The sequence below is a fragment of the Massilia sp. Root351 genome, from assembly GCF_001425045.1.
Classification (GTDB): domain Bacteria; phylum Pseudomonadota; class Gammaproteobacteria; order Burkholderiales; family Burkholderiaceae_D; genus Rugamonas.
Genome location: NZ_LMDJ01000032.1, coordinates 353,053 through 378,210 on the forward strand (window position 1 = coordinate 353,053; position 25,158 = coordinate 378,210).

Annotated in this window: 20 protein-coding genes and 2 pseudogenes; 13 read left to right on the forward strand and 9 right to left on the reverse strand. The window is 67.6% G+C overall.

Going from position 1 to position 25,158, the window contains the following annotated elements; translation table 11 throughout:
• Nucleotides 1-26: 26 nt before the first annotated feature.
• Both ASD15_RS24505 and ASD15_RS24510 read right to left on the reverse strand, forming a co-directional pair.
• Complete coding sequence (locus tag ASD15_RS24505; protein WP_057157651.1) at nt 27-503, reverse strand: hypothetical protein; 477 nt, start codon at nt 501-503, stop codon at nt 27-29.
• A gap of 10 nt (nt 504-513) precedes the next feature.
• Nucleotides 514-1,647, reverse strand: coding sequence for a cupin domain-containing protein (locus tag ASD15_RS24510; RefSeq protein WP_057157652.1), 1,134 nt, complete (start codon nt 1,645-1,647; stop codon nt 514-516).
• Nucleotides 1,648-1,817: 170 nt separating this feature from the next.
• On the opposite strand from ASD15_RS24510, the gene ASD15_RS24515 reads away from it, so the two are divergent.
• Complete coding sequence (locus ASD15_RS24515; protein ID WP_057157653.1) at nt 1,818-2,360, forward strand: peptidylprolyl isomerase; 543 nt, start codon at nt 1,818-1,820, stop codon at nt 2,358-2,360.
• Nucleotides 2,361-2,404: 44 nt separating this feature from the next.
• On the opposite strand, the gene ASD15_RS24520 is transcribed toward ASD15_RS24515, so the two are convergent.
• The 4 genes from ASD15_RS24520 to ASD15_RS24535 form a co-directional block, all read right to left on the reverse strand.
• Nucleotides 2,405-3,391 (reverse strand): hypothetical protein, encoded by a 987-nt coding sequence (locus ASD15_RS24520; RefSeq protein ID WP_057157654.1) that lies wholly within the window; start codon nt 3,389-3,391, stop codon nt 2,405-2,407.
• Nucleotides 3,388-6,093: a DNA mismatch repair protein MutS gene (mutS, locus tag ASD15_RS24525; protein WP_057157655.1), complete on the reverse strand. Its 2,706-nt coding sequence runs from the start codon at nt 6,091-6,093 to the stop codon at nt 3,388-3,390. Before mutS ends, ASD15_RS24520 begins: the two co-directional genes overlap by 4 nt.
• A gap of 100 nt (nt 6,094-6,193) precedes the next feature.
• Nucleotides 6,194-7,060: an alpha/beta fold hydrolase gene (locus ASD15_RS24530; RefSeq protein WP_057157656.1), complete on the reverse strand. Its 867-nt coding sequence runs from the start codon at nt 7,058-7,060 to the stop codon at nt 6,194-6,196.
• Nucleotides 7,061-7,074: 14 nt separating this feature from the next.
• Nucleotides 7,075-8,136 (reverse strand): sugar phosphate isomerase/epimerase, encoded by a 1,062-nt coding sequence (locus ASD15_RS24535; RefSeq protein ID WP_057157657.1) that lies wholly within the window; start codon nt 8,134-8,136, stop codon nt 7,075-7,077.
• Between the two features lie 118 nt (nt 8,137-8,254).
• Between ASD15_RS24535 and ASD15_RS24540 the strand changes: the two genes are divergently transcribed.
• Nucleotides 8,255-8,860, forward strand: coding sequence for a TetR/AcrR family transcriptional regulator (locus tag ASD15_RS24540; protein WP_057157658.1), 606 nt, complete (start codon nt 8,255-8,257; stop codon nt 8,858-8,860).
• Between the two features lie 209 nt (nt 8,861-9,069).
• Here the strand turns inward: ASD15_RS24540 and ASD15_RS24545 are convergent, their stop codons facing one another.
• Nucleotides 9,070-9,870 carry an ABC transporter substrate-binding protein gene (locus ASD15_RS24545; RefSeq protein ID WP_157201135.1) on the reverse strand — a complete coding sequence of 267 codons (801 nt, stop codon included), beginning with the start codon at nt 9,868-9,870 and terminating at the stop codon, nt 9,070-9,072.
• Between the two features lie 103 nt (nt 9,871-9,973).
• Between ASD15_RS24545 and fdhD the strand changes: the two genes are divergently transcribed.
• A complete protein-coding gene (gene fdhD / locus ASD15_RS24550) occupies nt 9,974-10,807 on the forward strand; it encodes a formate dehydrogenase accessory sulfurtransferase FdhD (RefSeq protein WP_082552119.1) in 834 nt (277 codons plus the stop codon).
• Here fdhD and ASD15_RS33895 read toward each other — a convergent pair.
• A pseudogene (locus ASD15_RS33895) lies at nt 10,743-11,018 on the reverse strand (DUF29 family protein); the annotation flags it as partial. The gene fdhD and the pseudogene ASD15_RS33895 overlap by 65 nt on opposite strands.
• Nucleotides 11,019-11,225: 207 nt before the next feature.
• Between ASD15_RS33895 and ASD15_RS33900 the strand changes: the two are divergent.
• From ASD15_RS33900 to ASD15_RS24560, 3 genes and pseudogenes are all read left to right on the forward strand, one after another.
• Nucleotides 11,226-11,327 (forward strand): annotated as a pseudogene (locus ASD15_RS33900) (alpha/beta hydrolase); the annotation flags it as partial.
• Between the two features lie 124 nt (nt 11,328-11,451).
• A complete protein-coding gene (locus ASD15_RS33905; protein ID WP_373888200.1) occupies nt 11,452-11,724 on the forward strand; it encodes an alpha/beta fold hydrolase in 273 nt (90 codons plus the stop codon).
• Nucleotides 11,725-11,790: 66 nt separating this feature from the next.
• A complete protein-coding gene (locus ASD15_RS24560) occupies nt 11,791-12,627 on the forward strand; it encodes an HDOD domain-containing protein (protein WP_057157661.1) in 837 nt (278 codons plus the stop codon).
• A 21-nt stretch (nt 12,628-12,648) separates the two neighbouring features.
• Here the strand turns inward: ASD15_RS24560 and ASD15_RS24565 are convergent, their stop codons facing one another.
• Nucleotides 12,649-13,155, reverse strand: a complete 507-nt coding sequence (locus ASD15_RS24565; RefSeq protein WP_057157662.1) for a GAF domain-containing protein — start codon at nt 13,153-13,155, stop codon at nt 12,649-12,651.
• A 131-nt stretch (nt 13,156-13,286) separates the two neighbouring features.
• Between ASD15_RS24565 and ASD15_RS24570 the strand changes: the two genes are divergently transcribed.
• The 7 genes from ASD15_RS24570 (at nt 13,287) to pdeM (ending at nt 25,089) form a co-directional block, all read left to right on the forward strand.
• Nucleotides 13,287-14,417 (forward strand): hybrid sensor histidine kinase/response regulator, encoded by a 1,131-nt coding sequence (locus tag ASD15_RS24570; protein ID WP_057157663.1) that lies wholly within the window; start codon nt 13,287-13,289, stop codon nt 14,415-14,417.
• Nucleotides 14,414-17,365, forward strand: a complete 2,952-nt coding sequence (locus ASD15_RS24575; RefSeq protein ID WP_082552121.1) for a PAS domain S-box protein — start codon at nt 14,414-14,416, stop codon at nt 17,363-17,365. Before ASD15_RS24570 ends, ASD15_RS24575 begins: the two co-directional genes overlap by 4 nt.
• Before the next feature lie 98 nt (nt 17,366-17,463).
• Entirely contained in the window at nt 17,464-18,939 is a 1,476-nt protein-coding gene (locus tag ASD15_RS24580; protein ID WP_057157665.1) for an ATP-dependent DNA helicase RecQ, read from the forward strand.
• A 79-nt stretch (nt 18,940-19,018) separates the two neighbouring features.
• Nucleotides 19,019-20,062, forward strand: a complete 1,044-nt coding sequence (locus ASD15_RS24585) for a ligase-associated DNA damage response exonuclease (protein WP_057157666.1) — start codon at nt 19,019-19,021, stop codon at nt 20,060-20,062.
• Nucleotides 20,055-21,713 (forward strand): ATP-dependent DNA ligase, encoded by a 1,659-nt coding sequence (locus ASD15_RS24590; RefSeq protein WP_057157667.1) that lies wholly within the window; start codon nt 20,055-20,057, stop codon nt 21,711-21,713. Before ASD15_RS24585 ends, ASD15_RS24590 begins: the two co-directional genes overlap by 8 nt.
• Nucleotides 21,710-24,382, forward strand: coding sequence for a ligase-associated DNA damage response DEXH box helicase (locus ASD15_RS24595; protein WP_082552122.1), 2,673 nt, complete (start codon nt 21,710-21,712; stop codon nt 24,380-24,382). Before ASD15_RS24590 ends, ASD15_RS24595 begins: the two co-directional genes overlap by 4 nt.
• Nucleotides 24,379-25,089, forward strand: a complete 711-nt coding sequence (gene pdeM, locus ASD15_RS24600; RefSeq protein WP_057157668.1) for a ligase-associated DNA damage response endonuclease PdeM — start codon at nt 24,379-24,381, stop codon at nt 25,087-25,089. Before ASD15_RS24595 ends, pdeM begins: the two co-directional genes overlap by 4 nt.
• Nucleotides 25,090-25,158: the final 69 nt, after the last annotated feature.

Sequence of the window (25,158 nt, forward strand, 5' to 3'; positions counted from 1 at the left end):
ACAGCAGCATTCTACATTGATAAGGACTAGAGTCCAGTAGTGTCCGCACTCAAACCGGGAACGGACTCCGCCCATATCCCCGTAAAACGCTCGCTGCAGACTTGCGTATCGGGTGCTGAATCATACACTGCTTCGCCGCGGAAGTGGTCCGAGTGATAACGCCGCACCAAATGCAACTGGTCGGCGAGGCAGAACGAGTCGGTCAGCAGGCGCAGCGCCGGGCTGGTGCGGCGGCATTCGATGGCGTGGCTGTAATCGCGCAGCAGGCGCTGGAAGCGCGGCGCGTGGCGCTCCAGTTCGGCGTTGCTGTGCGCGATCAGTTCCAGTTTGCCGTGTCTGGACAGGAAATGACGCAACAAGGCGTCCATTTCGCTGCTGCCCAGTTCCCAGATGGCGAAGTCCGGGTCGAATAACTGGAGGCTGAGCCTGGCTCTGGAAATGCAGGCCCGTAACTGCGCCTGGAATCCCGCGCGGGTATCGAAGGGCTGGACCTGCTTTTCCATGCTGCGCTCCTTATTTGCCGGCTGCCAGTTCCAGCCAGCCGTCCGTATACCAGGCGTACAGCGCGTCCACCACGTCGTCCGAGGCGGCCGCCAGCGCCGCCGCGTCGAGCGCGCGTTCATTGGCCAGCGCCACCAGCGCGGCGCGGTCGGCCCGGCCGATGGCAAACGACTCGCCGTTGATGAAGACATGGCTGCCGCGGTACAGCATTTGCGACTTGGCCGACAGCGTCACGCCGCCCTTCTTGGCCGCGCTCTGGAGGAAACGCTCTAAAGTGAGCGGCTTGGCCGGGCCGGTGAAGAACACATTGTGTTTTGGCTCGGACAGGTATTCGCCCAGGAATATAGTGATGTCGTCCTCGGTGAAGCGCACCTTGTTCAGTTCCTCGATCACCGTGTCCAGCATGTGGCGCGGGATTTCGGCGGGCTTGGCGGTCGCTTCCAGCTCCGGATCGGCGTAGCGGCCCGGCAAGTCGATGGAGTCCGCCATCCACTGCAGGAAATTCTCGCCCAGCTCCTGGAACGACGGCGAGCGGAAGCCGATCGAATAGGTCTGGCAATCGCCGATGGCGGTGCCGTCGTGGGCGTAGTGCGGCGGCAGGTAGAGCATGTCGCCCGGTTCCAGCACGAACTCCTCTTCGGCTTCGAAATTGGCCAGGATTTTCAGCGGCAGGCCGTCCACCAGGCTGAGGTCCTTCTGCGCGCTGATGCGCCAGCGGCGCTGGCCTTGCGCCTGCAGCAGGAACACGTCGTAGGAATCGAAGTGCGGACCGACGCCGCCGCCGTCGGTGGCAAAGCTCACCATCAGGTCATCCAGGCGGGCGTCCGGGATGAAGCGGAACTGGCGCAGCAGCGCGTCGGCGCGGGCGTCGAACAGGTTTACGCCTTGCACCAGCATGGTCCATTCCTTCTCGTCGCGCGCCGGCAGCGATTCGATGGGGCCGTGCTGCATGTCCCAGTTACCGTCGGTCATGGTGACCAGGCGCGATTCGACGTAATTTTTGGTGGCCAGTTCGGCCAGCGCGTCCAGCGTGAGCAGCGGCTTGAAGCCGGGCACCGCTTGGCGGATCAGCAATGGTTTCTTGTGCCAGTAGTCGCGCAGGAATTGCGCGGGCGTGATGTCGCCCAGGAGAGGTAATTTTTTCATGCGCCATTATAACAAGCACGCGGACGGGGGAATTAGCGGCAGGGTGGAAGTTGGGAATTCGCGTGGCATGTCGCGCGCCAGCGGAACGGTCGGCGCTTGCAAGCGCGGACTCCATGCCCTATAGGGCTTACAGGGTATAATCTGGCAGCTTAAATATGAAAGGAAGCCATATGAAGATCGCCAAGAATACCGTCGTGACCGTGAACTACAAACTGTCCGACGCGCAGAATAACCTTATCGAAGACGGTCGCCAGCCTATGGTCTACCTGCACGGCGGGTACGAGAACACCCTGCCGAAAATCGAAGAAGAACTGGACGGCAAAGAAACCGGCTACGCGACCACCCTGCAGATCGAACCGGAAGACGCATTCGGCGACTACGACGCCGCGCTGGTGAAAGTGGAGCCGCGCAACCGCCTGCCGGAACCGCTGGAAGTGGGCATGCAGTTCGAAGGCATGCCGGATGGCGACGACGGCGACGAAGAAGCCATGATTTTCACCGTGACGGAAATCGCCGACGACAAAGTTGTCCTGGACGGCAACCACCCACTGGCCGGCATGGCCCTGCGCTTTGAACTGGAAGTGGTGGACGTCCGCGCCGCTACCGATGAGGAAATCGCGCACGAGCACGTGCACGGCGCCCACGGCCACCACCACGGCGAAGAAGATGACGGCGACGAGGGCGACGAGTTCCGCTCCCACCCGATTCACTAAGCAGCACTGGCGGGTGAGGCGCCTGGCGCGTCACCCGCCGAGCATTACGGCGCGGCGTCCCCGCCGTCCACCAGCGCAAACAGCGCGGCGCCGCCCGGTTGCACCCGCACCGCTTCCCACTCCACGCCCAGTCCCAGGTGTCCCAGGTTGCCGCGCCATGTAATGGCCGGAGCCGTCTTGGTGTCGCCCTGGTTATCGATCAGCAGCACCTTCCCTTTGAATTTCTCGGCCAGCGCGCGCACCTGCTTGCGCACTTGGGTGAAGCCGTCCTGTTTTTCCGAGAAACCGCCCAGCAGCGAGAAGCCTTCCTCCACGTGGGCGCCCAGGTCGCCGTCCGAAAACAGCACGATGCCTTCCACGCCGCGCCGCTGTGCCATGGCGAACAGGCGGTGCAGCCAGGCGCGGTTGGCTACCAGCCTGTCCTCGAACTCGCTGTTGCGGCCGGCCTCGAGCAGGAAGTGATTGTTCTTGGCAGGCAGGTTCAGCGTGGCGAACAGCACCGGGCCATGTTCCCAGTAGGCGTTCTCCGCGTAGCTGCGGAACTTGGCGGTGGCCGACAGCCGTGTCAGCGCGAGCGGCTGCACGCCCAGCGATTGATTGTTCGGATAAAACACTTCGCGGATGCGGTTCAGCCGCTCGATGGCGTTCGAGCGTCCGGCCGAATTGCGGCACGCGGTCCAGTCGCTGCCGGCCGGCGACACGATGATGGGGCGCGGCGCGTCGTCCAGCACCTCCCTGCGCTGCGCATACAGCTTGTCGCTGCAGGGCTCGCTGGCCGACTTGATGCCCGTGGCCACGATGAACACCGGCTTTTCCTGGCTCACTTCCGAGATGGCGCGCTTGAGCAGCGCTTCGTCGGCGTCCGCCTTGAAAGCGTGGCCTATCACGCCGAACTGGAAGGCGCGCGGGTTTTTGGCCGCCGCTGCGCCGCCTGGGGTCTTGCCCGTTGCCGCCTTGCCCGTCGCTGCGAAAGCGAGGGCGGGCATGGCGGCCAGGCAGGCCGTCAGCAGCAGGGCGGCACGCCGCATCATGCCAGCGCCGGCTCCGCGAGGCGCTTGAGCTGGTACAGGCGCTCTAGCGCTTCGCGCGGGGTCAGCGCGTCCGGATCGAGGCCGTCCAGCGCGTCGAGCAGCTCGCGCATGGCGGGCGACTGCGCAGCCTGGGCTTGCGCCTGCTGCGCGCCTTGCGGCTGCGGCGCCTCGTCGTCATTGGCGTCGGCGGTGGGCGCGGCAAACAGGTCCAGCTGCGGCGTGGCGTCCAGCGCCTGCGCCTCCAGGCGCGCCAGGTGCTTGCGCGCGGCCTTGATCACCGGCTGCGGCACGCCCGCCAGCTGCGCCACCTGCAAGCCGTAGCTCTGCGAGGCCGGGCCGTTCTGCACCGCGTGCAGGAACACGATGGTGTCCTTGTGCTCCACCGCCGACAGGTGCACGTTGGCGGCGGTCGGATGGCTTTCCGGCAGCTGCGTCAGCTCGAAGTAGTGGGTGGCGAACAGCGTGAAGCTGCGGCTGGTGTCGATCAGGTGGCGCGCGATGGCCCAGGCCAGCGCCAGGCCGTCGAAGGTGGAGGTGCCGCGGCCGATTTCATCCATCAGCACCAGCGACGTGTCGCTGGCGCCGTTCAGGATGGCCGCCGCTTCCGTCATCTCCACCATGAAGGTGGAACGGCCGCCGGCCAGGTCGTCGGTGGCGCCGATGCGGGTGAACACGCGGTCGATCGGGCCGATCACCGCGCTGGTGGCCGGCACGTAGCTGCCCACGTAGGCCAGCAGCGTGATCAGCGCAACCTGGCGCATAAAGGTCGATTTACCGCCCATGTTCGGGCCGGTGATCAGCAGCAGGCGGCGGTCGTTGACGAAGCGGCAGTCGTTGGCGATGAAGCGCTCGATCTGGCCTTCCACCACCGGGTGTCGGCCTTCGACGATATTGATGCAGGGCTCGGCCACCAGCTCCGGTGCGCACCAGTTATGGCGCAGCGCGTGGCCGGCGAGGGCGGTCAGCGTGTCGATCTGGGCCAGCGCCTGCGCGATGGTCTGCAGGGCGCCGATGAACGGGGCCAGGTCGGCCAGCAGCTGGTCGTACAGGATTTTCTCGCGCGCCAGGGCGCGGTCCTGCGCCGACAGTGCCTTGTCCTCGAAGGCCTTCAGTTCCGGCGTGATGTAGCGCTCGCAGTTCTTCAGCGTCTGGCGGCGGCGGTAGTCGTCCGGCACCTTGGTGGCCTGGCCGTTGGTCACTTCGATGTAGAAGCCGTGCACGCGGTTGTATTCCACGCGCAGGTTGGCGATGCCGGTGCGTGCGCGTTCGCGCGTTTCCAGGTCCACCAGGTACTGGCCCGCGTTCTCGGACAGGCCGCGCAGTTCGTCCAGGTCGGCGTCGAAGCCGCGCGCAATCACGCCGCCGTCGCGCACCATGGTGGCCGGTTCTTCCATCACCGCGCGCGTCAGCAGGTCCACGCAATCGTCCGGCGTGGCCAGGGCATGGTGAATGGCGCCGAGCAGCGTGCCGGCGTCCTGGCCCACGCTGCGTTCCATCGCGTGGCGCAGCATCGGCAGCTGCCTCAGGCCGTCGCGCAGGCTGGCCAGGTCGCGCGGGCGCGCCGACAGCAGCGCGATGCGCGTGGTGATGCGTTCAATGTCCGGCACCTGCGCCAGGGTTTGCGACAGGATGCCGGTGGTATCGCTCTGCGCCAGCGCCGCGATGGCCTGGTGGCGCGAACGGGCCACGCCCTGGTCGCGCTTGGCGTGGTGCAGCCAGTAGCGCAGCAGGCGCGAGCCCATGGCGGTGCGGCAGTGGTCCAGCAGCGAGAACAGGGTGGGCGACTCCTGGCCGCGGATGGTCTCGGTCAGTTCCAGGTTGCGGCGGGTGGCCGCGTCCAGGCCGATGAATTCGGACTCGGTCTCGGTCGACAGGCTGCGCACGTGCTGCAGGCCGCGTCCCTGGGTCGACTGGGCATAGCGCAGCAGCGCACCGGCCGCGCCGAAGGCGGCGCCCAGGTTGTCCGCGCCGAAGCCGGTCAGGGTGGCCACGCTCAGCTGCTCCAGCAGCGCCTTGTGCCCGCTCACCACGTCGAAATGCCACTCCGGCACGCGGTTCACGTGGCAGCTGAAGGCGTCCTCGAACAGTTCGGCGTCGTCGCCGCGCAGAATCTCGGCCGGCGAGATGCGCTCCAGTTCCTGCTGCATGCGGACCGCCACGGTGCGGCTGTCGCCGGAGAATTCCATCAGCTTCAGCGCCCCGCTGGCCAGCGACAGCCAGGCCAGGCCCGCCGTCACCACCTTGCGCTGGCTGATCATGCACAGCGCCAGCAGCGGACGCTCGGCCTTTTCGGGCAGCAGGTCTGAATCGGTCAGCGTGCCGGGCGTGACCACACGCATCACCTTGCGCTCGACCGGACCCTTGCTGGTGGCCGGATCGCCGATCTGCTCGCAGATCGCGCACGATTCGCCGATCTTGACCAGCTTGGCCAGGTAGCCTTCCAGCGAATGGAAGGGCACGCCGGCCATCTTGATCGGCACCCCATTGGACGAGCCGCGCGCCGTCAGCGTAATGCCCAGCACGCGCGAAGCTTTTTCCGCATCCTCGTGGAACAGCTCGTAGAAGTCGCCCATGCGGTAGAACACCAGCATCGACGGATATTCCGCCTTGATGCGTAAATATTGCTGCATCATTGGCGTCACTTTTTCAGCAGGGCTGTTCTTGACGGCGGCGGCGTTGATTTCGCTAGGGATGGTGGTCATTGTTTCGTGGTTCGATGTGGCTGCGCGCGAGGGCGCGATAAGGCCGACATTTTACCGCTTTCACAACGTCGCGCCGAGTTTCGTGCGTTTTTCGTGCCGCTTATTCCGCCAGGAAGGGCAGCAGGTGGCCGAGGAAGGCTTGCGGCGCCTCTTCCATGATGAAATGGCCGCAGTCCGGCACGATGGCACCCTGCAACAACGCGGCCTTGCCCTGCATGGTCAGCAGGGGAGCGTCGTTGGTGGCGTGGTCGGCGCCGATGGCCAGCACCGGCATGGGCAGGGGCCGCTCTGCCCGCTCCAGGTTCTGGCGGATGGTTTCCGGGATCGCGCGGTAATAGGCGAAGCCGGCCCGCAGCGCGCCCGGCGTGGCGTAGGCCTCGGTGTACTCCTCGACGGCCACCTTGTCGCGCTGGTAGGACCATTTGTCGAAGATAAAGCGCAGATACTCGCGTTCCTTGCCGGCGGTGAGCATCTCGGGCAGGTCGGGCACCTGGTTGAACATGAAATGCCAAAGGAAGATATTGTCGGCCGGCGCCACGAAGATGGGCGGCGCGGGCGCCAGGCCGGGGATCACCGCTTCGGTCAGCGCCAGCTTGCGCACCGCCTGCGGGAAGTCGCTGGCCAGCGCGTAGCCCACCCACATGCCGATGTCGTGGCCGGCCACGTCGTAGCGCTCGTGGCCCAGGGCCAGCATGGCGCGGTGCAGGGTGGACGCCACGGCGCCGGTGTCGTAGCCGCCGGCCGGGCGGTCCGAGTGGCCGCTGCCGGGCGGATCGACGGCGATGGCCAGGTAGCCTTGCGCGGCCAGCGCCGCCATCACGTGGCGCCAGGCGTACCAGGTTTGCGGCCAGCCCGGGATCAGCAGCACCGGCGTGCCCTGGCCAGAGCTGACGCAATGGATGCGTTGTCCGTCGATGCGGACGTAGCTGTGCGTGAAGGAGGGATCGCTTGGGGAGATGTGGTGCATGGCTTTCTTTCTGTCTAGTTGCGTTGAATTCCCAGCAGGCCGTCTATCTGGGCCTGGCTGACCGGCGCGCCGGCGAAGTCGTCGAACACGATGTCCGTGACGGGGATGATGTGGGCATTGATGAAGGCCACGCCTTCGCGCGCGCCCACCTCCTGGTCCTTCAGGCAGCACTCCCATTCCAGCGTGGCCCAGCCGGCGTAGTCGTATTGCGCCAGCTTGGAGAAGATGGCCTTGAAGTCCACCTGGCCGTCGCCCAGCGAGCGGAAGCGCCCGGCGCGGTTTTCCCAGGACTGGTAGCCGCCGTAGATGCCTTGCCGGCCGGTGGGATTGAACTCGGCGTCCTTCACATGGAACATGCGGATATGGTCCCGGTAGATATCGATGAAGTCGAGGTAGTTCAGCTGCTGCAGCACGAAATGGCTGGGATCGAACAGCATCTTGCAGCGCGGGTGGCGGCCCACGCGCTCGTGGAACATCTCGAAGCTGACGCCGTCATGCAGGTCTTCGCTGGGGTGGATCTCGTAGCACAGATTGACGCCTTGTTCCTCGCACACGTCGAGGATGGGCAGCCAGCGCCGCGCCAGTTCGTCGAAGGCGGTTTCGATCAGGCCCGCCGGGCGCTGCGGGAAGGGGAACAGGTAGGGCCAGGCGAACGAGCCGGAGAAGGTGCCCATATTGGCGAGGCCCAGGCGTTTCGATGCCATGGCCGCCAGCTTGATGCGCTCGACGGCCCAGGCCGTGCGCTGTTCCGGCTCGCCGTGCAACGCCGCCGGCGCGAAGCTGTCGCACATGGCGTCGTAGGCGGGATGGACCGCCACCAGTTGGCCGAAGATATGGGTGGTCAGTTCGCTGATGACGAGGCCGTGGCCCGCCAGCATGGCGGTCAGTTCGTCGCAGTAGGCCTGGCTGTGCGCGGCTTGTGCCACGTCGAACAGGCGGGCGTCCCAGGCGGGAATCTGCAGCGCCTTGAAGCCCATGCCCGCCGCCCACGCGGCAATCGAGGGCAGGCTGTTGAAGGGGGCGCGGTCGCTGGCGAATTGTGCCAGGTGCAGGCTGGGTCCATGGATGGTTTTCATATCGGCTCCTATTCTTTGTCGATCAACAAAGAATAGGGTAAATTCCTGGCGCGGTCAAGCGGTCCTTCACCGCAGGCGAGGCGCTATACTGGCCGCCGTGATTAATTCGAGGTGGACAATGGCAGGAAGACCGAGGGAATTCGACCGCGCGCTGGCGCTGGAAAAAGCGCGCGACCTGTTCTGGACGCGCGGCTACGAGGGCGTGTCGATGGCCGAGCTGGTGGCGGCGCTGGGGATAGCGTCGGCGCGCATCTACGCGGCTTTCGGTTCCAAGGAGCAGCTGTTCCGGGAGGCGGTGGAACTGTATGAAACCGGCGCGGGGGCATTCGCCGAACTGGCGCTGGCCCAGCCGCTGGGTGCGCGCGACGCGATCGCCCGCATGCTGGAGCAGGCCGTGTTGCTGTACACGCGCAGCGGCCAGCCGCAAGGCTGCATGGTGGTCACGGCCGCCACCAACACCAGCGCGGACAATGCCGGCGTGGCCGATTGGCTGGCCAGCCACCGGCGCGCGCGCACGCAGGCCATCGTCGACCGGTTGCGCCTTGCCGGGGAGCAGGGAGAGCTAAAGACAGGCAGCAATGCGCAAGCGTTGGGAGATTATTACGCGGCGCTCCTGCACGGCCTGTCCGTGCAAGCCCGCGACGGCATCGGCGCCGAGCGCCTGCTGGCGCTGATCGGGCCGGCCATGCTGCCCTTGCAACTGGCAGTCCAGGAGAGGCCGTAGTTCAGGGCAGCAAGTCGTCGTCCAGCACTTGCTCGGCGCCGTATGGCGTGTGCGCTGGAAACGCAGAGGCGGGTAGCGCTTTTCAATTCGCGACGGTCCCGATTGGCCGTGGAGATAAGCTGGTCGTCTTTCAAGTCCAGCATGTCGCACCTCCTTTACTTCACGGTAGCAAAGTCCGGCTGGAAGTCTTACTCTCTGGAGATCGGGCCTTAGCGAACCGCTTCGTATTTCTTGAGCAGGCCCGGCAGGCGTTTGCCGCCGGTGTCGCCCAGCCAGGTCCACATGCCTTCCACCGCCGCCTTGTGCTTGCCGTAATAGCCGCGGTTGACCATCAGCCAGAGGGCGCGGGTGCGGTAGGGACGGTCCAGGCGGCCCAGCTCGCCGGCGAAATCCCTGGCCAGCAGGTCGTCCATGTCGCCCGGCGCATTCAGCGAGACGGCGACCGCGTCGACCCTGCCCAGCCGGAGCTTGTCCATGTTGCGGCGGGCGTTGGCGGCGCCGTCGTCGATCAGCATGCCGCCCTCGCGCAGCTCGGCTGCGAACGAGACCCCGTGCGTGACGCCGACCCGCTTACCGCGCAGGAAGCGGGCCGGGTTCTGGTTGGCGGCCGCGCGGTCCGATGCGCGCACATAGAGCATGGTGAACTGTGGCAGGCCGCGGCTGGCGTCGGGCTTGCCGTTCCTGTCGAGGGGGAGCACGATGTGCCCCGTGTCGGCCGGCGGCGTGGTCAGGACCACCGCGTCGACCTGGCCCGCTTCCAGTGCGCCCAGCAGGCGCGCGGTCGGCAGGCGCAAGGGATTGATCGTGCAGCCCTGGCTGGCGGCCATCTCCCGCATCAGTTCGACCATCGCGCCCGGCGCCTTGGGGACGGTGTCCGTGCCGGCGTAGTAGGGCAGGGCGTTTTGCGTGGTGTAGCCTAGCCGCAGGGTGCAGGCATCGGCGGCGGCGGCAAGCAGCAACAGCGTGAGAAGGGCGGTCTTGCGCATGGGGTCCTGGTGAGTGAGACGCATACGGCATCATAACTGTACCCGTCCGGTTCGCAAACGACTGTACCGGTCCGGCCCGTGCGGCCGCGCTTACCATGGGTTTTCCGCCACACACCGAGGAGCCACCATGCTGGAAGAAGCGAGCGCCGTGCTGCACTGCGTGGCGGACAGCGGCTGCGAGAGGCGCCAGGTGCTGCGGCGCAGGGGCGGCGGCAGCGGCCTCGGCATCGACAGCGTGGCGCAGGAGGCGCCGGTGGCGCTGGTGATCAACGGTATCTCGCATGCGGTGATGATGGCCACACCCGCCGACCTGGAGGAGTTCGCCGCCGGCTTCGTGCTGACGGAGGGCGTGGTGGCGGCGCGGTCGGACATCTACGGCATCGAGGTACAGCGGCACGGCGCGGGCTACGAGGTGGCGCTGTCGGTGGCGCAACAGCATTTCATGCAGATGAAGGAGAAGCGGCGCGCCATGGCCGGACGCAGCGGTTGCGGCGTGTGCGGCATCGAAAGCCTGGCCATGCTGGATCTGGCGCCGGAACCGGTGGCGGCGCCGTGGCGGGGGCGCGACGTGGCGCCGGCAGTGGCGGCGGCGGCGCGCGAACTGGGGCGGCACCAGGCGCTGATGCGCGCCACCGGCGGCGTGCACGCGGCGGCGTGGTGCACGCCGGACGGCGCCATCGCGTCCGTGTTCGAGGACGTCGGACGGCACAACGCGCTGGACAAGCTGATCGGCGCGCTGGCCCTGCAGGGGCGCGATATGCGGGACGGCTTCGTCTTCATGTCCAGCCGCGCCAGCTATGAACTGGCGCGCAAGGCAGCGCGCATGGGCATCCCCATGCTGGCGACCATCTCGGCGCCCAGCTCGCTGGCCATCGACATTGCCGAGCAGGCCGGGCTTAAGCTGGTGAGCTTCTGCCGCCAGGACGGTTGCGTGGAATACACGCTGGTGGGCACGGGCTAGGGCAGAAAATCCTCATCCAGTACCGGTTCGGCGCTGTACGGCGAGTGCGGCGGGACATGGCGGCCGCCAGGCCTGTCTCGGTGGCTGCCATGCGCCGCGCGTATTGGTAGCATTGATCCGTTTTTTCGTTCACCACATTGCGCAGGCTGGGACTGCTGGCGATGAGGCGCCTGATTTCGTGCCGTTGCTCCAGCAAGGCTGCCAGCCAGCTGCGCCCTTGAGCAGGTGAGTGAGCACGACCTGCAGTCTGCCTTGTACCTTGTGGCGGCCACGGTTAGCCATGGAGGCGAGTTCGGGAAGCCAGCCATCACAAATATGGTGAACTAACTATTAAGCACAATCGCTGTCCTCGCTGTCCTCGCTGGCGGACGACGTGGTGGCCGCGCAGCGCGTGATCGACGCACAGGCCGGTAAAGTGGTGCTGGTGGGGCACTCCTGGGGCGGCGCGGTCGTCACGCAAGCCGGCGCCAGCGACAAGGTCAAGGCGCTGGTGTGCGTGGCCGCGTTTGCGCTGTCGGAAGGCGAGGCGCTGGCGTCGAGCGGCAAGAACTACCCGACGCCGGCCGGCGTGCCGACCCTGCAGGAAGGCCCTGCCGGCTTCGTGAGCCCGCCGGGGGCATCGTACGCCGCCAATTTCGCCCAGCATGTGCCGGCCGCCACCACCAGCGTGCTGGGCCGCCACACAGGGCCTGTTCCCGGCCAGGAACTTCGCCGAGCCGGTGACGGTGGCAGCGTGGAAAACCAAGCCGAACTACTACATCGTGGCCGGCAAGGAACGCATGATCGACCCCGGCCTGCAGCGTGACTTCGCCAAGAGGATCAAAGCCGTCACCACCACCGTGCAGACCAGCCACGTGCCGATGGTGTCGCAGCCCAAGCAGGTTGCCGAGGTGATCCTGGCCGCCGTCAAGCGCTGAGCAAGCCGGGCAGGGGCGTAGTAGAACAGGCTACGCCCAAGTGCTGCGCGCCTGTATAATTTATAGATGGAAAAACTCAGAGATTACGCCCAGATCGTGGCCGAAGCGCGGCGCGGCCAGCTGGTGTTCCCCACCAGCGTGAACGCGGCCCTGCAATTGCAGCAGGCGCTGGCCGATCCCGATTGCCACGTGGAAGACGCGATCCGCAAGGTGCTGGCCGAGCCGGTGCTGGCCGCGCGCGCGGTGGCGCTGGCCAATTCGGCCGTGTTCAGCCGCCTGGGCGGTCCGGTGGTGACCAGCGCGCGCGGCGCGGTGGTGCGGGTGGGGTACCGTAATCTCTATTCGCTGGCGGCGGCCATGGTGGTGCGCCAGTTCGGCGCGCGCATCCGCGATCCCCAGTTGCGTTACAAGGCCGACCAGTTGTGGAAGCATTGCGCCCATGTCGCGTCGCTGTCGCATCTGCTGGCGCGGCACCTGACCCGGGTCGATCCCGACACGGCTTTGTTTGCTGGCATCATGCACGAAGTCGGCGGCTTTTACCTGCTGTCGCGCGCCGACGATTTGCCGGGCTTGCTGGAAGATCCGGACGCCAGCATCGGCGCGCTGCACGAGATCGTCACGCGCGAACTGCTGTCCAAGCTGATGGTGCCGGAGCCGGTGACAGTGGCGATCGCTTCGCTGCGCGGCGGCGCCATCTCGATTCCCCCGAGCGGGCTGCGCGACACGCTGCTGCTGGCCAAGCGCCTGGCGCCGCTGCGTTCCCCGCTGCCGCTGGCCGACGATACCGTGCTGGCGCGCACCGCAGCGGTGGACGCCTACCTGGTCGGCAATACGCAAATTGACGAGATCCTGCTCGAATCCGCCGAAGAAGCCCGCTCCATGAGCGCGGCGCTGCTGGTGTAAGCCTGCGCCGGTCAGGCGCGTTCAGGCGGGCAGGCTGGCTTCGAGCAGGCGCACCAGGGACTGGATGCCCTCCGAATCGACTTCGTCGAAGCGGTCCGGCAGCGGGCTGTCCAGGTCGAACACGCCGTAGGTGGCGCCGTGGGCGAACACCGGCACCACCAGCTCGGAACGCGAATTGGCGTCGCAGGCGATGTGGCCGGGGAAGGCGTGCACGTCCGCCACCACGATGGGCTCGCCTTTTTCCACGGTGCTGCCGCATACGCCGCGTCCCTTCTTGATGCGGATGCAGGCAGGCTTGCCCTGGAACGGCCCCAGCACCAGTTCGTCCCCCTTGAGGAAATAGAAGCCGGCCCAGTTCAGCCCCGGCATGGTGTTGAAGACCAGCGAGCTGAAGTTGGCCGTGTTGGCGATCACATCGGTTTCGCCGGCCAGCAGGCCTTGCAGCTGGGAACGCAGGTCGGCGTACATGGCACGCTTGGCTTCCGGGGTGTCGGTGCCGTAGGCGGCGTCGCTAATGGTAAAAGTCATAATGTTGCGAAAAATGGGATGGCTGAGGGCAGTATCTTACGCCGCTGCCGCCATGTTTGCCCAACCATGCGCGGCGGCATGGCAAAAATTGGTAATATGGAACAAATTTTACCCACCCACCGAATGCCGTTGTGACTGCCGCTATCAATATCCTTGTCGTGGATGACATCCAGCAAAACCTGGCGGCGGTCGAAGCCTTGCTGGCCCGGCCCGGTTTGCGCCTGCTCAAGGCCGCGTCCGGCGCCGAAGCGCTGGAATTGTTGCTGGTGCACGAGGTGGCGCTGGCGCTGATCGACGTGCAGATGCCGAACATGGACGGCTTCGAGCTGGCAGAGCTGATACGCGGCAGCGAGCGCACCCGCAGCATTCCGCTGATTTTCCTGACCGCCGCCACGCGCGAACCGAGCTACAGCTTCCGGGGCTACGAGGCGGGCGCGGTCGACTTCATGTTCAAGCCCATCGACAGCAAGGCCCTGGTCAGCAAGGTCAAGGTATTTGTCGAACTGCACCAGCAAAAGCAGCAGCTGTCGGCCCAGCTGAAGGAGCTGCAGCACGCGCTGCACCTGAACGAGCTGTTTACCGCCGTGCTGGGACACGACTTGCGCACCCCGCTGTCGGTGGTGATGAACGGCGCCATGCTGCTGCCGATGATGACGGACCACCCGAAAGTGGCGGTTACCGCGCAGCGCATCCAGAGCAGCGCGCGGCGCATGGCCCACATGGTGGACCAGCTGCTGGACCTGGCGCGCATCCGCTCGGGCGACATGCCGCTGCGCCTGGCCGCTGCGGACTACGCCGAGCTGTGCCGCGCGATTGCGGACGAATTCCATGCCGCCGACCAGGCGCAGCGCATCGACCTGGCGTCCAGCGGCGACACCCTCGGCCAGTGCGACGCCGGCATGGTGTCGCAAATCCTGTCCAACCTAGTGGGCAATGCACTGCTGCACGGGGAGGCCGGGCAGCGCGTGCGGGTGGCCATCGATGGCGGCGCCGGCGGGCAGGTGGCCATCCGCGTGGCGAACCAGGGCGTGATCCCGGCACCGCAGCTGGGCTGCCTGTTCGAGCCCTACCAGCAGGGCTGCGACAGCCGCAAAACCGGCCAGGGCCTGGGTCTGGGCCTGTATACGGCGCGCATGTTTGCGCGCGCCCACGGCGGCGACATTGCGGTACAGTCCGATACTGCGCAGGGCACGGTCTTTACCGTGACCATGCCGCGCCAGCCGCACAGCCCACTGAATCCGCAGGAGCAGCAGTCCGCATGAATTCGCCCAGCCCCCAGTTCCCAGGCCAGTTGCCGCACAGCCATCAGCCGCACGGCCAACAGCCGCACAGCTATCAGCCGCACGGCGGCGGCGCCACCGGCCAGCTGGTGCGCGACCTCGACTGGGGCGCCACCGCGCTCGGCCCCATGGCCGGCTGGACGCCGGCGCTGCGCACCACGGTCGACATCCTGCTCAACACCCCGGTCGCGATGGTGCTGATGTGGGGGCCGGAACACGTGATGATCTACAACGACGCTTACGCCGTCATTGCCGGCGCGCGCCATCCGGCCATCCTGGGCGCCACCGTGCCGGCGTCGTGGCCGGAAATCTGGGACTGGAACCGCGAAATCCTGGCGGCCGGCTTCCGCGGCGAGGTGCGCAGCGTGCGGGAGGCGCCGATGACCCTGCTGCGCAACGGCGCGCCCGAGCAGGTCTGGTTCGACATGTACTACACGCCGGTGCGCGACAGCTGCGGCGAGGTGGGCGGTGTACTGTGCACGGTCAGCGACGTGACGTCCCAGGTGCAGCAGCGCCTGCAGCTTGAGCGCGACAAGGCCGCCAGCGCCGCCACCGAGGAGCGCCTGCGCATGGCGCAGGAAGCCGGCGGCATCGGCAGCTTCGAATGGTTCCCCGCCAGCGGCGAGATGATCGTCTCGACCACGTTCCGCCGCTTGTGGGGCTTGCCCGACGACCAGCAGGTGACGGCGGAATACCTGATCAGCCTGGTTGACGAGCGCGACCGCGCGGTGCTTGGCGTCGAGCGCATGGCGCAGTTCAATCCGCTGGCCTACACCGAATACCGCGTGCGCCGCCCGGACACGGGCGAGCAGCGCTGGCTGGCGCGCCAGGGCGAAGCCGTGGAAGGCGCCACGCCCGAGCAGCGCCGCTACGTGGGCGTGACCTTCGACGTGACCCTGCGCAAGCAGATGGAGCAGGCGCTGCGCGTGAGCCAGGACCGGCTGGCCGCGATTTTCGGCCAGGCCTCGGTGGGCCTGTCCGAGCTGGATCTGAGCGGGCGCTTCCGGCGCGTCAACGGTGCGCTGTGCCAGATGATGGGGCGCAGCGAAGAAGAGATGCTGGGCCTGCACATGGATGACATCATCCACCCGCACGACATGGCCGAGAACCGCGCCCGCGTGGCGCGCCTGCTGGCCAGCGGCACGCCGTTCACCCTGGAAAAACGCTACCTGAAACCGGACGGCGACTGGGTCTGGATCTCCAGCAGCATGAGCCGCCTGGACGACGAGGCCGGCCAGCCGCTGGCGCTGATCGCGGTCAAGACCGATATCACCGAGCGGCGCCGCATCGAGTTGGCGCTGCGCGACCTGAACGATACGCTGGAACAGCGCGTGGGCCGCGAGATCGCCGAGCGCGACAAGGCCGAAGAAGCGCTGCGCCAGTCGCAGAAGATGGAGGCGGTGGGCCAGCTGACCGGCGGCGTGGCGCACGACTTCAACAATGTGCTGCAAATCATCTACGGCAACCTGCACCTGCTGCAGCAGGATGTAGCCGAAGCGAGCCCGGCCCGCAAGCGCCTGAGCATGGCCATCGCGGCGGTGGAACGGGGCGCCAAGCTGTCCTCGCAACTGCTGGCCTTCGCGCGCCGCCAGCCGCTACAGCCGGTGGTGTCCAACCTGGGCCGCCTGGTCGACAATATGGACGAGCTGCTGCGCCGCACGCTGGGGGAAACGGTGGAGGTGGCCACGGTGATCGGCAGCGGCCTGTGGAACACGCTGGTGGATCCGGGCCAGATCGAAAACGTGGTGCTGAACCTGGCCATCAACGCGCGCGACGCCATGCGCGGCGGCGGCAAGCTCACTATCGAGGTGGGCAACGCCATGCTGGACGAGTACTACGTGAACAACCTGCTGGACGTGCCGTCCGGCCAGTACGTGATGCTGTCCGTCACCGACACTGGCAGCGGCATGCCGCCCGAGGTGCTGCGGCGTGCGTTCGAGCCCTTTTTCACCACCAAGCCGGAAGGCGAGGGCACCGGCCTGGGCTTGTCGATGGCCTACGGCTTCGTCAAGCAGAGCAAGGGCCACATCAAGATCTACAGCGAGCCGGGCGAAGGCACCAGCGTCAAGATTTATCTGCCGCGCTCGCTCACCGACGAGACTCAGGAATTGCCCGGCCTGAGCGGCCCGGCCGTGGGCGGCGACGAAACCGTGCTGGTGGTGGAGGACGACCCCGGCGTGCGCGCGGTGGTGCTGGACATGCTGGGCGGCCTGGGCTACCGCTTGCTGCAGGCCGAGAACGGCGAGCAGGCGCTGGCGGTGCTCGAGCGCGAGCCGGTGGACCTGCTGTTTACCGACGTGGTGATGCCGGGCGCCTTGCGCAGCCCGGACCTGGCCTTGGCCGCGCGCGGCATCCAGCCCGACATCGCGGTGCTGTTTACCTCCGGCTATCCGCAGAACGCCATCGTGCACGGCGGCCGCCTGGACGCCGGGCTGGAACTGCTGAGCAAGCCCTACCGGCGCGACGAACTGGCGCGCAAGCTGCGCCACGTGTTCAACAACCGCAGCCAGGAAAAGCTGGCGCGGCAGCACAAGCAGGAGCACGCCAACGATCTGCTGCCGCCGCCGCCGGCCATCGCGCGCAACAGCTCGCTGCGCATCCTGGTGGTGGAGGACAACCTCGATTCGCAGCAGATGGTGTGCGAGCTGATCGGCATGCTGGGTCACACCGTCAGCGGCGTATGCGACGGCGAACGGGCCTGGGAGCTGATGCAGGCGCAGCAGTTCGACATCCTGTTTACCGATATCAGCCTGCCCGGCATGTCCGGCATCGACCTGGCGCGGCGCATGCTGGCGGCCGGCCAGCGCACCCGCATCATCTTTTCCACCGGCTACGGCAAGGAATCGCTCGAGCAGCTGGAGTTCGAGGCCAGCGTGCTGCGCAAGCCCTACGACCTGATGGAACTGAAAGCGGCCCTCGACAATTCCTAGCGTTTCCGCCGTCCTCCTACGGTGACGGTAGGCCTGCTCCTATGGCGCCCGCCTCATCCGGCGCGTACAGTGCTGGTAACGACAGGGAGGCGGTGCCTATGGTTACCAGCAGCAAAACCGCTGCGCAGAAAAAGCGCGCCAGGCAGGCCGCCGCAGCGCGCACACGGCTGATCGGCCGCCTGCTGCGCCGCGTGTTCGGCGTGGAGCAATTGCGCCCGGGCCAGCGCGAGGTCATCGACAGCGTGCTGGAGGGCCGCAACACCTTGGCCGTCATGCCCACCGGCAGCGGCAAGTCGCTGTGCTACCAGATTCCCGCGTCCATCCTGCCCGGCACCACGGTGGTGGTGTCGCCGCTCATTTCGCTGATGCAGGACCAGCTCGACAAGCTGGAAGAGATCGGCATCCGCGCCGCACAGGTCAACAGCAGCCTGCCGCGCGAGGAGGAGCTCGAAGCGCTGGCCAGCATCCGCGCGCGCAGCAGCGACATCGTGTTCTGCACGCCGGAACGCCTGGCCACGCCGGAGTTCCGGGCGTTGCTGCAAGCGACCGACATCGACCTGATCGTCATCGACGAGGCCCACTGCGTGTCGCAGTGGGGCCATGATTTCCGCCCGGCCTATCTCGAGCTCGGCGCGGCGGTGAAGGCGCTGGGACGGCCGCCGGTGCTGGCGCTGACGGCCACCGCCACCAGCGAGGTGGTGGACGACCTGGCCGGGCAGCTGGGCGTAAAGAACTTGAACGTCATCAATACCGGCATCTACCGCCCGAATCTGCACTATAGCGTGCTGCAGATCACCAACCCGGACGAGCAGCTGGAGCAGGCGCTGGCGCAGGTGCAGCGCGCGCGCGGTTCGGGCATCGTCTACACCGCCACGGTGAAGGCGGCCGAGACACTGCATGCGCTGCTGGATGCGGCCGGCGAGAGCGTGGCGCTGTATCACGGCCGGCTGCCGGCGCAGCAGCGCAGGGACAGCCAGGAGCAGTTCATGCAAGGCGAGCGGCGCGTGATGGTGGCCACCAACGCCTTCGGCATGGGCATCGACAAGGCCGACGTGCGCTTCGTGCTGCACCTGCAGGTGCCTGCCAGCCTCGAAGCCTATTACCAGGAGTCGGGCCGTGCCGGGCGCGATGGCGAGCCTGCCGATTGCACGCTGCTGTACTTCCAGCACGACAAGCGGCTGCAGCAGTTCTTCCTCGTCAAGAGTCACCAGCAGAGCGAGAAGCAGCAGCGCGACCGCGAGGCGCTGGAGCTGATGGTCGGCTACGCGCAAAGCGGCTACTGCCGCTGGAAGCTGCTGCTCGACTATTTCGGCGACACCGCGCCGGGCTTCGAGCGGTGCGGCTGCTGCGACAATTGCCAGGCGCCGCCGCAGGTCGAACTTGAACCAGGAGAACAGTTCGCCGCCGCGCCCGAGCCCGGCGCCGTGCAGGCGGTCTTTGCCGTCGGCAGCCGCGTCCGGGTGCCCAGGTTCGACGTGGGCACCGTGCTGTCCGTGGCGGGCGACCAGGTCACCATCGAATTTCCGGAAAACACCACCAAGACTTTCATGGCCGAGTTCGTTGAGCCCGCCTAGGCCGGCTATGTGCGGAAGCGGACAGAAAAACCGCTGAAAGCTTGGCTACAATGATGCCATTCCGTTACAGGAGCGTGGCATGTCCGATATGGTGGTGGTCCGCAAGGAAGGGCTGTACTGTGTGCCCGGCGACTTCTACATCGACCCCTGGCGGCCGGTGGCCAGGGCCGTCATCACGCACGCGCATGCCGATCATGCGCGCATCGGCCATGGCCACTACCTGGCCGCTGCGTCCGGCGTCAACATCCTCAAGTCGCGCCTGGGCGCCATCAATATCCAGGGCCTGGAGTACGGCGTCCAGGTGGTGCACAACGGCGTGCACATCTCGCTGCATCCGGCCGGGCACGTGCTGGGCTCGGCGCAGGTGCGCATGGAACATCGCGGCGAAGTGTGGGTGGCCTCCGGCGACTACAAGGTGGAAGCCGATGCCACATGCGCGCCGTTCGAACCGGTGCGCTGCGACACCTTCATCACGGAGTCCACCTTCGGCTTGCCGATCTACCGTTGGCAGCTGCAGGAAGAGGTCTATGCCGACATCAACGGCTGGTGGGCGCGCAACGCGGAGCAAGGCAGGGCCAGCGTGCTGCTGGGCTACTCCTTCGGCAAGGCGCAGCGCATGCTGAGCGGACTCGATCCGTCCATCGGCACCATCATTTGCCACGGCGCGGTGGAACCGCTGAACCGGGTCTACCGCGAAGCCGGCGTGGCGCTGCCGGAAACACGCATGGTGAGCGAGGTGGCCAAGGCGGAAATCCGGCGTTCCATCGTGCTGGCGCCGCCGTCGGCGGCCGGCTCGCCGTGGATCAAGCGCTTCGGCGACTACAGCGACGCCTTCGCCAGCGGCTGGATGCTGCTGCGCGGCGCGCGCCGGCGGCGCGGCGTGGACCGCGGCTTCGTGCTGTCGGACCACGCGGACTGGCCCGGGCTGATGTCCGCCATCAGGGCCACCGGCGCGCAGCGCGTGATTGTCACGCACGGTTCGATACCGGTGATGGTGCGCTGGCTGTGCCAGAACGGCCTGGAGGCCAGCGGCTTCGATACCGAGTACGGCGACGACGAGGCGGAGGATGCCGGCGCGGCGGCGCTGGCAGAGAGCACGGGGACGGAGGCCGCGCATGCGTGAATTTGCCCGCTTGTACGCCGAACTGGACGAGACCACCGCCACCAGCCGCAAGCTGGAGGCGCTGCAAGCCTATTTCGGCAGCGCGGCGCCGCAGAACGCCGCGTGGGCGGTGTACTTCCTGGCCGGCGGCAAGCCGCGCCAGGCGGTGCCGGTGAAGCTGCTGCGGCAGTACGCCACCGAGTTTGCGGGGCTGGACGAGTGGCTGTTCGACGAGTGCTACCACGCGGTGGGGGACCTGGCCGAGACCATCGCCCATATCCTGCCTGCGCCGCGCCGGCGCAGCGACGTGGGGCTGGCCGAATGGGTGGAGCAGCGCATCGCGCCCCTGCGCGGCGCGGCGCCCGAGACCATCCGCGACGCGCTGTTCGGCTATTGGGACGAACTGGAAACGCGCGAGCGCTTCCTGCTGGCCAAGCTGATAGGCGGCGGCTTCCGAGTCGGCGTCTCGCGCCTGCTGGTGACGCGCGCGCTGAGCGCCATCGCGTCGGTGGACAGCAAGCTGGTGGCGCAGCGGCTGATGGGCTGGACCGATGGCCGTGTCAGCCCCACGGCACAAGGCTTTTTGCAACTGGTGAGCGCGCAGTCGGCCGACGAGCACGCGCAGCGCGGCGGCCAGCCCTATCCCTTCTTCCTGGCACACCAGCTCCAGGCGGCGCCCGAGTCGCTCGGGGCGCTGGAGGACTGGCAGGTGGAATGGAAGTACGACGGCATGCGCGCGCAGCTGGTGAGCCGGGAGGGCAAGAACTGGCTGTGGTCGCGCGGCGAGGACTTGATCACCGACCGCTTCCCCGAACTGGCCGCGCTGCGCCTGCCCGAAGGCACGGTGCTCGACGGCGAAATCCTGATCTGGCGCGGCGCCGCCGGCGCGCCCGCGCTGGCCCCGGCGCCCTTCGCCGAACTGCAAAAGCGCATCACGCGCAAGACCGTGTCGGCGCGCATGCAGGGCGAGCTGCCGGCGGTGCTGGTGGCCTACGACCTGCTGGAACTGGACGGCGCCGATTTGCGCGGCCAGCCGCAGCGCCAGCGGCGCGCGCTGCTCGAGCAGCTGGTGGCGCGGCTGGACCTGCCGCAGCTGCGCCTGTCGCCGCTGGTGCAGGCCGCCAGCTGGGAAGAACTGGCGCGGATGCGCGCCGAGTCGCGCGCGCGGGGCGTGGAGGGACTGATGCTGAAGGCTGCGGCGGCGCAGTACGGCGTGGGGCGCACCAAGGATATCGGCACGTGGTGGAAGTGGAAGATCGACCCGTACTCGGTGGACGCGGTGTTGATCTACGCGCAGGCCGGCCACGGGCGCCGGGCCTCGCTGTACACCGACTACACCTTTGCCGTGTGGGACGGCGAGGGCGGCGCGGACGGCGCACGCCAGCTGGTGCCGTTCGCCAAGGCGTACTCCGGCCTGACGGACGCCGAGATCGCGCAGGTGGACAATGCGATCCGGCGCACCACGATAGAAAAGTTCGGGCCGGTGCGCAGCGTCAAGCCCAGCATGGTGTTCGAGATCGGCTTTGAAGGCATTGCGCTGTCGCCGCGCCACAAGTCCGGCATCGCGGTACGCTTCCCCCGTATCCTGCGCCGCCGCGACGATAAGACCATCGACGACGCCGACACGCTGGAAACGCTCAAGGGCTTGCTCGGCGGCAGCGGCCCCGCATGAACGCCCCGCGCCCCCGGCGCCTGCCCCCACGTCGCAGCGCCGCCGCTGCGCCCCCTGCCGTGGCCGATGCCGCCGCAGCGGCGGGGCCAGCGTCCTTCTCCGGCCAGGCACCCGCCGCAAGTGCGGGGGCGGCGCCTACCCGCCGCGCCGGCCCGGCTGCTGTTGCCGCCATTGCCGCTGCGCCTGCCGACATCGATGCCTGGTTTGCACAGCGCGGCTGGAGCGTGTTCCCGTTCCAGCGCGAAGTCTGGCGCACCGCGCTGGCCGGCGACTCCGGCCTGCTGCACGCCACCACCGGTTCCGGCAAGACCTACGCGGTCTGGTTCGCCGCCTTGCTGCGCGCAGGCGGCAGCGTGGGGGCAGGCGTCTTCCCGGGTGCGCGGCTGCGCCGCAAGGCCGGCCTGCGCGTGCTGTGGATCACCCCGATGCGCGCGCTGGCCGCCGATACGCTGCGCGCGCTGCAATCGTCGGCCGCCGAACTGGCCCCCGGCTGGGAAATCGGCGCCCGCACCGGCGACACCACGTCCAGCCAGCGCGCGCGCCAGGCCAAGCGGCTGCCCGACGCACTGGTCACCACGCCCGAGAGTCTGACCCTCATGCTCAGCAAGCCGGACGCCGCCGAACAGTTCGCGCTGCTGGACATGGTGGTGGTCGACGAGTGGCACGAACTGATGGGCAACAAGCGCGGCGTGCAGGTCCAGCTTGCGCTGGCACGGCTGCGGCAATGGAACGCCGGCCTGGTGGTGTGGGGCCTGTCCGCCACGCTGGGCAACCTGGGCCGCGCCAGGGAGGTGCTGCTCGGCGAGGGCCGCGGCGTTGTCGTGGAAGGCCGGCTGCGCAAGGACCTCGTCATCGATACGCTGATCCCCGACCAGCCGTCGCGCTTTCCGTGGGCCGGCCATCTTGGCATCCAGATGCTGCAGCCGGTGATCGCCGAGATCGAGCAGCACGCCACTACGCTGGTGTTTACCAACACGCGCTCGCAGTCCGAGCTGTGGTACCAGAACCTGCTGGACGCCCGCCCCGACTGGGCCGGCCTGATCGCGCTGCATCACGGCTCGCTGGACCGGGAGGTGCGCGAATGGGTGGAGCAGGGCCTGAAGAGCGGTGCGCTGAAGGCCGTGGTCTGCACTTCCAGCCTCGATCTCGGCGTGGACTTCCTGCCGGTGGAACGCGTGCTGCAGATCGGCAGCGCCAAAGGCGTGGCGCGCCTGCTGCAGCGCGCGGGACGTTCCGGCCATGCGCCCGGCCGCGCCTCGCGCATCACGCTGGTGCCCACGCACAGCCTGGAACTGCTGGAGGCGGCCGGCGCCAGGCGGGCCGTGGCGGCGCGCCAGATCGAGTCGCGCGTGGCACCGGACAAGCCGCTCGACGTGCTGGTGCAGCACCTGGTCACCGTGGCGGCGGGCGGCGGTTTCCGTTCGGCCGAACTGCTGGCCGAAGTGCGCAGCGCCTGGTCCTACCGCGCGCTGACGGAAGACGAATGGCAATGGGCGCTGGACTTCGTGGCGCGCGGCGGCCAGAGCCTGACGGTTTATCCCGAGTACCGCCGCGTGCTGCAGGACGAGGAAGGCGTGTACCGCGTGCCGGACGCGGCCATCGCGCGCCGCCACCGCATGGGCATCGGCACCATCGTTTCCGAGGCCAGCATCCAGGTGAAGTTCATGAGCGGCGGGCGGATCGGCACGGTGGAGGAGTCGTTCATCTCGCGGCTGCACAAGGGCGACCACTTCCTGTTCGGCGGGCGCATCCTGGAATTCGTGCGGGTCCATGAAATGACGGCCTACGTGAAGCGCGCCACCGGCGGCAAGGGCGCGGTGCCGCGCTGGCAAGGCGGCAAGATGCCGCTGTCGTCCGAACTGGCGCACGCGGTGCTGGAGCAGATGCGCCACGCCACGCTGGGCCGCTATGAAGGCCCGGAAATGCAAGCCGTGCGCCCGCTGCTGGCAGTGCAGCAGCGCTGGTCCGCCTTGCCCACGCCGGAACGCACCGTGGTCGAGACCATGCACAGCCGCGAAGGCAGGCACCTGTTCATCTATCCCTTCGCCGGGCGCGCCGTGCACATCGGCCTGGCCTCGCTGCTGGCCTGGCGCGTGGCGCGGCGGCAGCCTGCCACGTTCTCGATCGCGGTCAACGACTACGGCTTCGAGTTGCTGGCGCAGGAGGGGGCGGACGCGGGCGCGCCGGACTGGCAGAGCGTGTTCGGCGCCGCTGAGGGCAAGGACACGCCGCTGTTCTGCACGGACCATCTGCTGGAGGATGTGCTGGCCAGCCTGAACGCGTCGGAGCTGTCGCAGCGCCGCTTCCGCGAGATCGCGCGCATCGCCGGGCTGGTATTCCAGGGTTATCCCGGCCAGCCGAAAAGCGCGCGCCAGCTGCAGGCCTCGTCCTCGCTGTTTTTCGAAGTCTTCCGCAAGCACGACGCGGGCAACCTGCTGCTCACGCAGGCGCAGCGCGAAGTGCTGGAACAGGAACTGGAGCTGCAGCGGCTGCGGGAGACCTTGCTGGAACTGCAGCGGCGCAGCGTGTCCTTCCACGCCGTGCCGCGCGCCACGCCGCTCGGCTTCGCGCTGATGGTGGAGCGCTTCCGCGAAAAGCTCTCCACCGAGAAGTTGTCGGACCGCGTGGCGCGCATGCTGCGCGAACTGGAAAAGGCGGCCGGACCATGAGCGGCGGGTGGGCCTCGCTGGCCGTCCCAGAAGGTGCTTGCGCCGTCGAGCTGGCCGGCGAGCAGGTGCTGCTGCTGCCGCAGAAGGCGCTGTACTGGCCGCGCATGCGTCTGCTGGCGGTGGCCGATATCCATTTCGGCAAGGCTGCATCGTTCCGTGCCCTGGGCGTGCCGGTCCCGCGCGGCACCACGACGGAAAACCTTGCGCTGCTGGACCTGCTGCTGGCTGCGCACGATGTGGCGCACGTGATGTTCCTGGGCGACTTCCTGCACGCCAGGTCTGCGCATGCGCCTGCCACCTTGGCCGTGCTGTCCGAGTGGCGGACGCGGCGTCCGGCGCTGCGCCTGACGCTGGTGCGCGGCAACCACGATTTGCGCGCGGGTGACCCGCCGCCGCAATTGGGCATCGAGCTGGTCGACGAGCCGCACTGGCTGGCGCCGTTTGCGTTCTGCCACCATCCCGAGTTGGCCGAGCCAGCCGCACCGGGCTATGTGCTGGCCGGCCATGTGCATCCGGTGTTCCACCTGGCCGCGCGCGGCGACGCGCTGCGCCTGCCTTGCTTCCTGATAGGCGAACAGCGCGCCGTGCTGCCGTCATTTGGCGCCTTTACCGGCGGGCACGCGGTGCGGCCCGCTGCCGGCGAACGGGTGTTCCTGGTGGCTGGCGACATGGTGCTGGCGCACGCAAAATTGACCGTTGGAAGGTAAGAAAAACTCAGTCACGAAATGCGGGACAGTTCCTACAGGGTGTGCTGCATGCGTCCTATGTGCGCTGCC

Bases quoted from the DNA above. Each gene is read 5' to 3' on its own strand.
- ASD15_RS24595 (WP_082552122.1), top strand. From the start codon at position 21,710: ATGAACGCCCCGCGCCCCCGGCGCCTGCCCCCACGTCGCAGCGCCGCC.
- ASD15_RS24585 (WP_057157666.1), top strand. From the start codon at position 19,019: ATGTCCGATATGGTGGTGGTCCGCAAGGAAGGGCTGTACTGTGTGCCC.
- ASD15_RS24590 (WP_057157667.1), top strand. From the start codon at position 20,055: ATGCGTGAATTTGCCCGCTTGTACGCCGAACTGGACGAGACCACCGCC.
- pdeM (WP_057157668.1), top strand. From the start codon at position 24,379: ATGAGCGGCGGGTGGGCCTCGCTGGCCGTCCCAGAAGGTGCTTGCGCC.
- mutS (WP_057157655.1), bottom strand. From the start codon at position 6,093: ATGACCACCATCCCTAGCGAAATCAACGCCGCCGCCGTCAAGAACAGC.
- ASD15_RS24505 (WP_057157651.1), bottom strand. From the start codon at position 503: ATGGAAAAGCAGGTCCAGCCCTTCGATACCCGCGCGGGATTCCAGGCG.
- ASD15_RS24545 (WP_157201135.1), bottom strand. From the start codon at position 9,870: ATGCGTCTCACTCACCAGGACCCCATGCGCAAGACCGCCCTTCTCACG.
- ASD15_RS24530 (WP_057157656.1), bottom strand. From the start codon at position 7,060: ATGCACCACATCTCCCCAAGCGATCCCTCCTTCACGCACAGCTACGTC.
- ASD15_RS24520 (WP_057157654.1), bottom strand. From the start codon at position 3,391: ATGATGCGGCGTGCCGCCCTGCTGCTGACGGCCTGCCTGGCCGCCATG.
- ASD15_RS24580 (WP_057157665.1), top strand. From the start codon at position 17,464: ATGGTTACCAGCAGCAAAACCGCTGCGCAGAAAAAGCGCGCCAGGCAG.
- ASD15_RS33905 (WP_373888200.1), top strand. From the start codon at position 11,452: ATGTGCCGGCCGCCACCACCAGCGTGCTGGGCCGCCACACAGGGCCTG.
- fdhD (WP_082552119.1), top strand. From the start codon at position 9,974: ATGCTGGAAGAAGCGAGCGCCGTGCTGCACTGCGTGGCGGACAGCGGC.
- ASD15_RS24515 (WP_057157653.1), top strand. From the start codon at position 1,818: ATGAAGATCGCCAAGAATACCGTCGTGACCGTGAACTACAAACTGTCC.
- ASD15_RS24560 (WP_057157661.1), top strand. From the start codon at position 11,791: ATGGAAAAACTCAGAGATTACGCCCAGATCGTGGCCGAAGCGCGGCGC.
- ASD15_RS24535 (WP_057157657.1), bottom strand. From the start codon at position 8,136: ATGAAAACCATCCATGGACCCAGCCTGCACCTGGCACAATTCGCCAGC.
- ASD15_RS24565 (WP_057157662.1), bottom strand. From the start codon at position 13,155: ATGACTTTTACCATTAGCGACGCCGCCTACGGCACCGACACCCCGGAA.
- ASD15_RS24575 (WP_082552121.1), top strand. From the start codon at position 14,414: ATGAATTCGCCCAGCCCCCAGTTCCCAGGCCAGTTGCCGCACAGCCAT.
- ASD15_RS24510 (WP_057157652.1), bottom strand. From the start codon at position 1,647: ATGAAAAAATTACCTCTCCTGGGCGACATCACGCCCGCGCAATTCCTG.
- ASD15_RS24540 (WP_057157658.1), top strand. From the start codon at position 8,255: ATGGCAGGAAGACCGAGGGAATTCGACCGCGCGCTGGCGCTGGAAAAA.